The organism is Colwellia psychrerythraea (genome assembly GCF_000764185.1).
GTDB classification, from domain to species: Bacteria; Pseudomonadota; Gammaproteobacteria; order Enterobacterales; family Alteromonadaceae; genus Colwellia; species Colwellia psychrerythraea_B.
Genome location: NZ_JQEC01000047.1, coordinates 91,262 through 100,948, shown reverse-complemented (window position 1 = coordinate 100,948; position 9,687 = coordinate 91,262). Strand labels below are relative to the sequence as shown.

6 protein-coding genes and 6 tRNA genes are annotated in these 9,687 nt (G+C 38.7%); all 12 read right to left on the bottom strand.

Annotated features, from left to right (window positions below):
• Nucleotides 1-81 precede the first annotated feature (81 nt).
• Nucleotides 82-158 (bottom strand) — tRNA-Arg (locus GAB14E_RS05490).
• Nucleotides 159-321: 163 nt separating this feature from the next.
• Nucleotides 322-398 (bottom strand) — tRNA-Arg (locus GAB14E_RS05495).
• 172 nt (nucleotides 399-570) lie between these two features.
• Nucleotides 571-663: transfer RNA gene (locus GAB14E_RS05500), tRNA-Ser, on the bottom strand.
• 191 nt (nucleotides 664-854) lie between these two features.
• Nucleotides 855-931: transfer RNA gene (locus GAB14E_RS05505), tRNA-Arg, on the bottom strand.
• A 64-nt stretch (nucleotides 932-995) separates the two neighbouring features.
• Nucleotides 996-1,072: transfer RNA gene (locus GAB14E_RS05510), tRNA-Arg, on the bottom strand.
• Between the two features lie 83 nt (nucleotides 1,073-1,155).
• Nucleotides 1,156-1,248: transfer RNA gene (locus tag GAB14E_RS05515), tRNA-Ser, on the bottom strand.
• A 235-nt stretch (nucleotides 1,249-1,483) separates the two neighbouring features.
• Entirely contained in the window at nucleotides 1,484-1,681 is a 198-nt protein-coding gene (csrA, locus tag GAB14E_RS05520) for a carbon storage regulator CsrA (RefSeq protein WP_033083594.1), read from the bottom strand.
• 444 nt (nucleotides 1,682-2,125) lie between these two features.
• Complete coding sequence (gene alaS, locus GAB14E_RS05525) at nucleotides 2,126-4,732, bottom strand: alanine--tRNA ligase (protein ID WP_033083593.1); 2,607 nt, start codon at nucleotides 4,730-4,732, stop codon at nucleotides 2,126-2,128.
• An 810-nt stretch (nucleotides 4,733-5,542) separates the two neighbouring features.
• Complete coding sequence (gene dinB, locus GAB14E_RS05530) at nucleotides 5,543-6,601, bottom strand: DNA polymerase IV (protein WP_033083591.1); 1,059 nt, start codon at nucleotides 6,599-6,601, stop codon at nucleotides 5,543-5,545.
• Nucleotides 6,602-6,708: 107 nt separating this feature from the next.
• A complete protein-coding gene (hemH, locus tag GAB14E_RS05535; RefSeq protein WP_033083590.1) occupies nucleotides 6,709-7,815 on the bottom strand; it encodes a ferrochelatase in 1,107 nt (368 codons plus the stop codon).
• Between the two features lie 51 nt (nucleotides 7,816-7,866).
• Complete coding sequence (ccmI, locus tag GAB14E_RS05540; RefSeq protein ID WP_033083589.1) at nucleotides 7,867-9,183, bottom strand: c-type cytochrome biogenesis protein CcmI; 1,317 nt, start codon at nucleotides 9,181-9,183, stop codon at nucleotides 7,867-7,869.
• Between the two features lie 36 nt (nucleotides 9,184-9,219).
• Nucleotides 9,220-9,687 carry a cytochrome c-type biogenesis protein gene (locus GAB14E_RS05545; protein WP_033083588.1) on the bottom strand — a complete coding sequence of 156 codons (468 nt, stop codon included), beginning with the start codon at nucleotides 9,685-9,687 and terminating at the stop codon, nucleotides 9,220-9,222.

Sequence of the window (9,687 nt, the reverse complement as noted above, 5' to 3'; positions counted from 1 at the left end):
GCTGAACTACCCGCCCAAAGTATAAAATTTTATCCAGCTTTAACAATAGCTGCTCTTCATTATTTAATCACTTGAAGAAAGTGGTGGGCGCGGCAGGAGTCGAACCTGCGACCGCCTGGTTCGTAGCCAGGTACTCTATCCAGCTGAGCTACGCGCCCTTAATTCAAGTTATATTTTATATCGTTACTTAGTCGATATACGAACGTTGCTCGTAGCCTTCAGATTATACAATCCGATCCAGCTGAACTACCCGCCCAAAGTATAAAATTTTATCCAGCTTTAACAATAGCTGCTCTTCATTATTTAATCACTTGAAGAAAGTGGTGGGCGCGGCAGGAGTCGAACCTGCGACCGCCTGGTTCGTAGCCAGGTACTCTATCCAGCTGAGCTACGCGCCCTCAATTAAGTTATTTTTTATATCGTTGCTTATCGATATTCGAATCTAGTACTTAACCATCAAATATAATTTATCCGGTCAACTTAGTATCCTCATAAACTATTTTTTATATCTTAGCCTAAAGATAGTGAACTTTCATTCTACACAACCATAATTATTCATAAGAAAAATAATGGCGGAGAGGGAGGGATTCGAACCCTCGATCCGGCTACAAACCAGATACTCCCTTAGCAGGGGAGCGCCTTCGGCCACTCGGCCACCTCTCCAATGGGTGCGAAAATAAGGAATTATAAAAAATATATTTCATAATAAGCTTACAACCGCAGTTCTTCATTATTTAATCACTTGAAGTAAGTGAGAACTAAGTAAAACTCAATACTGCGTTTATATACCGTATTGGGTAGTCTCTAACCTTAGAACGAAAAAAGCCCCACCTACTAAGGTGGGGCTTTTGATGTGGTGGGCGCGGCAGGAGTCGAACCTGCGACCGCCTGGTTCGTAGCCAGGTACTCTATCCAGCTGAGCTACGCGCCCAAAGTATAAATTTTATCCAGCTTTTACAATAGCTGCTCTTCATTATTTAATCACTTGAAGAAAGTGGTGGGCGCGGCAGGAGTCGAACCTGCGACCGCCTGGTTCGTAGCCAGGTACTCTATCCAGCTGAGCTACGCGCCCTCAATAAGTTATTTTTTATATCTTACCTTAAAGATAGTGAACTTTCGTTCTACACACAACCATAATCCTCATAAGAAGAATAATGGCGGAGAGGGAGGGATTCGAACCCTCGATCCGGCTACAAACCAGATACTCCCTTAGCAGGGGAGCGCCTTCGGCCACTCGGCCACCTCTCCAATGGGTGCGAATAATAAGGGATTCTAAAAATAAGTCAAACAATTTTTAGTATTTATTTAGTAATAATTACAGTTTGCTGACAATTCAGCCAATTGTGTTGTTTTTTAATCATTATGTGAGTTTGAGACATAAAAAAACACCGCCATAACGGTGTTTTTTAGCTGTTAAATAAATCTTTAAATAACGCTTTTCTGAAAAGCCTCTAATAACCGGCTTATTATAAGCAGTTATTAATTAGACTTTGTTACCTGAAACTTCAGTACCACCCTTTTCGGCTTGAATGCGCATGTAAATTTCTTCACGATGCACTGAAATTTCTTTTGGCGCATTAACACCTATTCTTACCTGATTTCCTTTAACGCCTAAAACAGTTACGGTGACTTCGTCACCAATCATTAATGTTTCACCTACGCGTCGTGTTAATATAAGCATATTTTCTTCCTTATCCTTTAAAGTGAGATCACTAAGTAAATATATATAAGCTAGTAATATATTAGAATTAGTTACTTTTTACTCCATCCACTATAACTAATAGTCAATTTTCAGTAAAAAGTCATTATTCACCAAAAACATCATATCCGATGATAGTTCCCAATGAAGCTTCGATAATTAGCAGCAAAAAATTATGCAACTACATCTATCGTTCATATTTTAGCAAGATTTCCATATCCTTGAATAGTTTTATACTCTAATTTAACTACCGATTCAGTGATCATTTGCAATTTTTTGTGGTTTTTTGTGACATTTGACCAACAAGTTGCACAAAACATTAAAATTAACATTTTTTTAACATGAAATATAAAAAAGGAAGCAAACGCTTCCTTTTTAGTTTATTTAAGCCAACTATTCATTTTAGCTAACTTTTTTAATTAGCATTTAAGCTAGTTTATCAGCTAACCATGCAGAGACACTAGCAAGGGCTGGCGTGATATTTTCAGGCTGGCTACCACCTGCTTGCGCCATATCAGGACGCCCACCACCTTTGCCGCCCACTTGCTGAGCAACCATATTAACAAGCTCACCGGCTTTAACACGGCCTATTAAGTCTTTTGTTACGCCAGCAATCAAGCCAACCTTTGGTCCATTGGCAGTTGCCAACATAATAACACCTGATTGCATTTTATTTTTAAGCTCATCGACCATGCCACGAAGTGCTTTGCTTTCTACACCACCGAGATCAGCAATTAAAACTTTAACACCATTAATCTCTATTGCATCATTAATTAAATCAGAGCCAGCTTGTGCAGCTAATTCCTGTTTAAGTTGCCCTATTTCCTTTTCAAGCTGCTTAGAGCGACTAACTAGAAGCTCAACTTTGTCACTAACATTAGCCACATCACTCTTAACCAACGCGGCAATATTAGTTAAAGAGGCGGCCTGCTGGTTAATAAAGTCAAGTGCCCCGGTAGCCGTAACAGCTTCGATACGACGAACACCTGCAGCGATACCCGATTCAGAAACAATTTTTAATATACCAATATCACCAGTTCTATCAACATGGACACCACCACAAAGCTCTATTGAAAAATCTCCAAGGGTAACTACGCGAACTTCGTCATCGTACTTTTCACCAAAGAGTGCCATAGCACCTTTTTCTTTAGCTTCTTCTATATACATAGACTCAGTTTTCTTTGAGTGGTTACGACGAATTTCATCATTAACCATTTGCTCAACCGCATATAATTCTTGGGCGGTAACGCCTTCAAAATGAGAGAAATCAAAACGTAGTTTATCATTATCACATAATGAGCCTTTCTGAGTAACATGTTCACCCAGTACTTTGCGTAATGCCGCATGTAATAAATGTGTTGCAGTATGGTTTTTAACTATAGCAGCTCTGCGCTCAACGTTGATTTCAGCTTTTACCCTACGGTTTAAGCCAATATCTGTACGTGCGGTACCTCTATGGGCAAAAGCATTACCTAATTTAATCGTATCTGTTACTTCAAAGACTCCACCATCGAGGTGTAACAAACCGCTATCACCTGCTTGACCGCCAGATTCAGCATAAAACGGTGTATGATCTAAAATGACAATGCCCTGATCACCTGAATTTAACTGCTGGATCGCTTCTTGATCTTGGCTATTAAATAACTCAACTACAGTCGCTGAATATGAATCATTGTCATAGCCTTTAAAAGCAGTTTTGTGATCAGATTTCAGTTGTTGATTATAATCAGTACCAAATTGACTCGCTTTCTGGGCACGCTCTCGCTGTTGCTTCATCGCTGCATCAAAGCCATCGTGATCAATTTTCAATTGACGTTCACGAGCAATGTCCGCGGTCAAGTCGGCAGGAAAACCATAAGTATCATATAACTTAAAGACATCAACACCTTGAATGGTATCGCCAGATAAATTCGCTAAGATATCTTCAAGTAAGATCATACCGCGGTCTAAAGTACGGCCAAATTGCTCTTCTTCAATGCGTAATAGTTTTTCAATAATCGCTTGTTGTTGGACTAACTCAGGGTATGCTTCACCCATTTGTTCAATTAATGAGGCAACAATTTTGTGAAAGAAGTGTCCATTAGCTTCTAATTTATGACCATGACGGATAGCACGACGTATAATTCGGCGAAGTACATAACCACGGCCTTCATTTGAAGGCACAACACCATCAACAATTAAAAAACTACATGAGCGAATGTGATCGCTAATAACACGTAGTGACTTATGCTCAAGATCAGTACAACCAAGTAATTGTGCAGTATCTTTAATTAATGCTTGGAAAATATCAATTTCATAGTTGCTATGCACATTTTGCATAATAGCAGAAATACGCTCTAAGCCCATGCCGGTGTCTATTGATGGGTTAGGTAATGGCTCCATAGTTCCGTCGCTTTGACGGTTATATTGCATAAATACTATATTCCATATTTCAATAAAACGATCACCGTCTTCATCAGGTGAGCCTGGAGGTCCACCAAAAACATCTGCTCCGTGATCATAAAATATCTCAGAGCAAGGTCCACAAGGGCCAGTGTCTCCCATAGACCAGAAGTTATCTTTAGCACCTATACGAATAACACGCTCTGCCGGGACACCTACTTTCTCAATCCAAAATTTTTCGGCTTCATCATCTTCTTCGAATACAGTAACCGTAAGTTTATCTTTTGGTATTTTTAAAATGTCAGTTAAAAAATCCCAAGCAAAAAATATCGCCTCTTCTTTAAAATAATCACCAAAACTAAAATTACCCATCATTTCAAAAAAGGTGTGATGGCGTGCTGTGTAGCCCACATTCTCTAAATCGTTATGTTTACCACCAGCTCGCACACAACGTTGTGCTGAGGTTGCTCGGGTATAACTGCGCTTCTCTGAGCCTAAGAACACATCTTTAAAAGGAACCATGCCGGCATTGGTAAACAATAACGTGGCATCATTACCCGGTACTAACGAGCTACTTTTAACTATTTGATGTTGTTTGGTGGCAAAAAAATCTAAAAATGCCTGACGGACTTCGGCGGTGCTTTTAATCATGGGATACTCAACAAATCGATTTTAGGTCTATTTAAATTCAGGGTTTATTCTAGTTATGACTCTACATTCTGTAGTTCAATCTAATACAGCAAAAAATTCATCACTGGAATAAGCGCACTATTGTAAAAAACGAATCTTCTTGGCGTGTTGTTTCTGCTCTGCTTTTTTATCAAGCTCGCTATCAATGTTTTCATTAATACAATACTTGTCGCCAAATCGCTTATTATACGCAAGCTGGGCTTGAAGATACCAATCAATTTCGCAACTTTCACGCAATTCTTGAATAATTGTTGTACTGTCGCCTTTTTGATCAAGGTCATGAGCAATGATAAAGCAGTCATAACCACTCTTCGATTATTATCGAGGGGATTACCATTTCGACATTGGTTAGCAGTAAAACCTTGATCACTTAAATAACCTGAACTCTGGATAAGCAGCATTTGCTCAATATTCCCCTTTATCCAATTCCCAGCGTTAAAACGTCGATAAATAACCCGTTATTCATAAACATTTTGCCTTGATAATCGAATAAAGTGATAGAGTATATCGCTATTTAATCCAGTGATTTTTATTTTTAATAACCGCAAACTGTTGTTTTTACTTAAATATCAAGCACTCACTATCCAGAGTTCAGGTTAAATAGTTTTTTTCATTCAGCTTCCCACTGCCGCATACATATCTGCTGGAAAAACTCTCATTGCTCAAGTTTTTGACGTAATTCAATCGACGAATATTCTTCCTAGGCTAATAAACCAACAACGAAGTGTAGTGAAGTTTATTTCAAGGTTTTACTTCTTAGGTAGGGGAATGCTAGAGCGATAGCTGTAGCTGATGGCTTTCACCGGGAGTGTCCGCAAAACCAAGTGTTAGACCAACTAAGCGAATACCTCGTTGATTAGCTCTACTATATGCTTTTGACAGTAAGTTATTAAAAAGTACTTGCTGACATTCATTACTCTGTGTCTCAACAGTGGTCTGATTAAAGTCAGCAAACTTAAGCTTTACTCCTTGCCTAATAATTTCTCTATTACTGTGCGGTGCTAGTCGAGTTAATAACTTTTGATATAAGGACTCTATAACTAGTTGGCACTCATCCTGGGTCGATATATCTTGCATTAACGTTGTTTCAATGGCGAGTGACTTTCGCTGTCGACTTACCTCTAGAGCACGGTTATCGACACCATGAGCCTTTAAATACAAACTATTAGCAAATTTACCGACAATATTCTGTAATGCTCTTATATTACTTTGACGTACATCCGCACAAGTGACATAACCATGACGATTGAGTTTTTCAAAGGTTTTAGGACCAATGCCCGGTATCTTCTTTAGCGATAATTGTTCAACAAAATTCGCGACTTTATCTGGGGTGATTACACATTGACCATTAGGCTTATTTTCGTCGCTGGCAATTTTAGCCAAAAACTTATTCGGTGCAATACCTGCAGATGCAGTCAAGTTCAACTCATTAAAAATATCTGCTCTAATTTGTCCCGCAATAAGTGTCGCGCTGCCCTGACACATAGTTGCCTCAGTGACATCAAGAAAGGCCTCATCTAGGGATAAAGGCTCAATAAGATCGGTATAGCGAGAGAATATTTCTCTGATATGTTTAGAGGTTTCTTTATATACATCCATTCGGCCATGAACTATGGTCAGATTTGGGCAAAGTTGTTTAGCTTTGATAGCTGGCATGGCAGCACGGACACCAAATTGACGTGCTTGATAGTTACTGGTGCACAAGACACTACGAGGGCCATCGCCACCCACTGCCAGCGGGATATTTCGATATTCAGGAAAATCTCGCATTTCAACGGCAGCATAAAAACAGTCCATATCTATGTGAATTATTTTTCGCTGATTACTCATTTATTACCTACACCAGGATAACTGTACATATAAACAGTATACTATTTATATCTGGCTTAGCAAGTGAGTAGTTGGCTTTATGACTAGCTTTGTAACTAGCTCACTGCCTAATTAAGGGAGTTCGGTGAACCCAAAGCTGGCACTAACACATCAAACAAAGCATCAATATGATCGTCACGATCGTTTAATGCAGCAATATAATGGTAATACTCACCACCAGCATTGATGAATATCTCCCGGTTTTCATGCTCTAATTCTTCCAGTGTTTCCAGGCAATCACTACTAAAAGCAGGACTTAAAATAGCAATGTGTTTATCACCTTGTTCTGGTAGATTAGCTAATGTTTCATCGGTATAAGGCTGTAGCCATTGTGCTTTACCAAAACGAGATTGAAAAGTTGAAATGATCTCATCATCCTTAAAGCCACATTGTTCGGCGATACTTGTCGTTAATAACTGCTGTTTTAACAAGTCAGTTGTTTGTAAGCAAAAATCATAATAAGGATCACCCCACTGGCGAAAAAGCTCCGGCATACCGTGGTATGACAACACCAGTTTATCAGGCTTACCATACGCTTTAACATGTTCAACAATAGTATTGATTAATGCCTTAATATAAAGCGGGTTGTGGTGATAGGTATTTAAAAAGTAGATTGATGGCACATAACGCCATTGTTGCAGCTCTTTACTTAAAGCATCGAAGGTAGAGCCCGTTGTTGGCCCTGCATATTGTGGGTACAAAGGTAATACCACAATTTTATCGACGCCTTGTTGCTGAAATTTCTGTAAAGCGCTAGCTATTGATGGATTACCATAACGCATGGCGTAATCAACAATAACATTATCACCATATTGTGCTTTAATTTTCATGGCTAATTTTTGTTTTTGCGCAGCGGTGATAGTCAGTAAAGGTGCGCCGTCATCTTGCCAAATACTTTGGTATAACTTGGCTGATTTTGCCGGTCTAATACGTAAAATAATTCCGTGTAAAATCAAAAGCCAGATCAAACGAGGTATTTCAACCACCCTTCTATCTGATAAGAATTCTCGTAAATAACGACGTAAGGCACTAGTACTAGGTTCGTCTGGCGAACCTAAATTAGTTATTAATACTGCCGTTGTTAAACTTTTCTTATCGGCAGTATTACCTTCAGCAGCATTATCTTCAACGGTACAGTCGCTATTTTCTTTCCGTGCACTAAAGCGAGATTTCATTTGGCTTTTTCTTCTTATTATTAATTAATACTCTAGGCTTACTCAACAAGACTATTCAACGAGTTTATTCACTATAAGCTCAAGTGTTTCACTGCGGTTAACTTCAATACCTAAGGCTTCAGCTTTATAGTCTCCCGATTTAATGCCAACACCACCTTGCATTGAAACAATGGCATATACATGTACTTTTTCTACACTGCCGATTGTATGTTCACTGCTCATGGCTTGGCTGTTGTTTAATACAATAACGGTTGGTAAATCACTGGCTTTCATTTTAACCGCGGCAAGTGGCATACGCTGACCATTAGTTGGTACAGCATAAATAAATACTACTCGGTCTTCGCCTTGCGCTAGTTGTTTGGCAATATCGTCAGACAAACTAACACTCACTTTTAATTGTGGTCCGGAGCTAGCTTGCTCTTGTGTTTTAGCCTCTTGATTCAGCGCCGAATTACTTGCTGAGTTAGCTGCCGAATTACTAGCAAAGTTACCGAGCCTATTTTTAGCCTCAGCTACAGCCTCTTTAAGGGCTTCAATATTAACGCCTTTATTATTTTCATCAATAACACGCTGCCAATAAGTAATGGCACTCTGGTAATTTTCACCAATGAAATTGTGCATACCGAGTAAGATATTAGTTGATGCATCGTTTACATCAAGGGCTAATGCTTTATCAATATACTCTTGTACTTGGGCATTAATTTGTTGGTCATTTTTATAATAAAGCGCTTGTGCAATAGCGCCTAATAAATCGGCATGTTCGCCTTCAATTTTCATCACTTGGGTAAAGGCAGCAATCGCTTCATCAAAACTACCCACCGCAACATAGGTTTGCCCTAAGTTATACCAAGCTTCACTATCTTCAGGGGTTGCTTCAATATGCTGTTGCAGCTTTTCAATATGTGCCATCGCTTGAATTTCACGTTGCTTCAGCATTTTATCTGCTGACATAGCTTGTTGTTGACCATGCCCCGCAGGTAACTCTGTAATAAGTTTGTAACTACCTTGTTTGTTATAGAGCGCCACAGAAAAAATGATTATAAATACACTCAAGCCTAATGGCCAAAAAGGAGAATATTTTTTACCCTTACCGATAGCTAAGTTATCTGCTTTAGTGGTACTTTCAATATCTTGTAATAAGGTATTATCAAGCTCAGCTAGCAAGTATTGATAGTTCTCCTCATCCATCCTATTTTCATTATAATCTTTTTCTATTTCTTGTTTGTGCTCATGGTATAAACGGACATTGGTTTCATCACGTAAGTTACCATTAACACTTACTTGTTGTGTTTTCTGTTTAAAGAAAGGTCGCCATACCATTAATAATAATAAAATTAAAAATATAAGGCCGATTATTAAGAATTCCATAATGTTATCTACTACTTCTTTTAAGGTGTCGAGTTGCTATTTATCATTTAAAAAGTTTTTAAGTTTATCTTGTTGCTCTTTCGATAAAACCAAATCACTTTTAGCCACTGGTTTTCTGCGCACAATGACAATAACGACAATAAAGCCTAACAAAATTAGTACTATCGGACCAAACCATAATATGTAGGTTAACGATGAAACTCTTGGTCGATACAAAACAAACTCACCATAACGGTCTACCATAAAGTTGACAATTTCGCTGTCTGCCTTACCCTGTTGTAATAGCTCATAAAGCTCTTTGCGTAAATCAGCGGCAATTGGTGAGTTTGAGTCGGCTAAGTTTTGATTTTGACACTTAGGACATCGTAATTCTTTGGTCAATGCTTGAAAGCGAATTTTAGTCACTTCATCATTAAATTCATAAGTATCAACGGGACTAGCTTTTACCGGATTAACACTAAAAGCGAATACTAATGTAAGTAGAAGTATACTGATTAAGCGCAT

Bases quoted from the DNA above. Each gene is read 5' to 3' on its own strand.
- csrA (WP_033083594.1), bottom strand. From the start codon at position 1,681: ATGCTTATATTAACACGACGCGTAGGTGAAACATTAATGATTGGTGAC.
- alaS (WP_033083593.1), bottom strand. From the start codon at position 4,732: ATGATTAAAAGCACCGCCGAAGTCCGTCAGGCATTTTTAGATTTTTTT.
- dinB (WP_033083591.1), bottom strand. From the start codon at position 6,601: ATGAGTAATCAGCGAAAAATAATTCACATAGATATGGACTGTTTTTAT.
- hemH (WP_033083590.1), bottom strand. From the start codon at position 7,815: ATGAAATCTCGCTTTAGTGCACGGAAAGAAAATAGCGACTGTACCGTT.
- ccmI (WP_033083589.1), bottom strand. From the start codon at position 9,183: ATGGAATTCTTAATAATCGGCCTTATATTTTTAATTTTATTATTATTA.
- GAB14E_RS05545 (WP_033083588.1), bottom strand. From the start codon at position 9,687: ATGCGCTTAATCAGTATACTTCTACTTACATTAGTATTCGCTTTTAGT.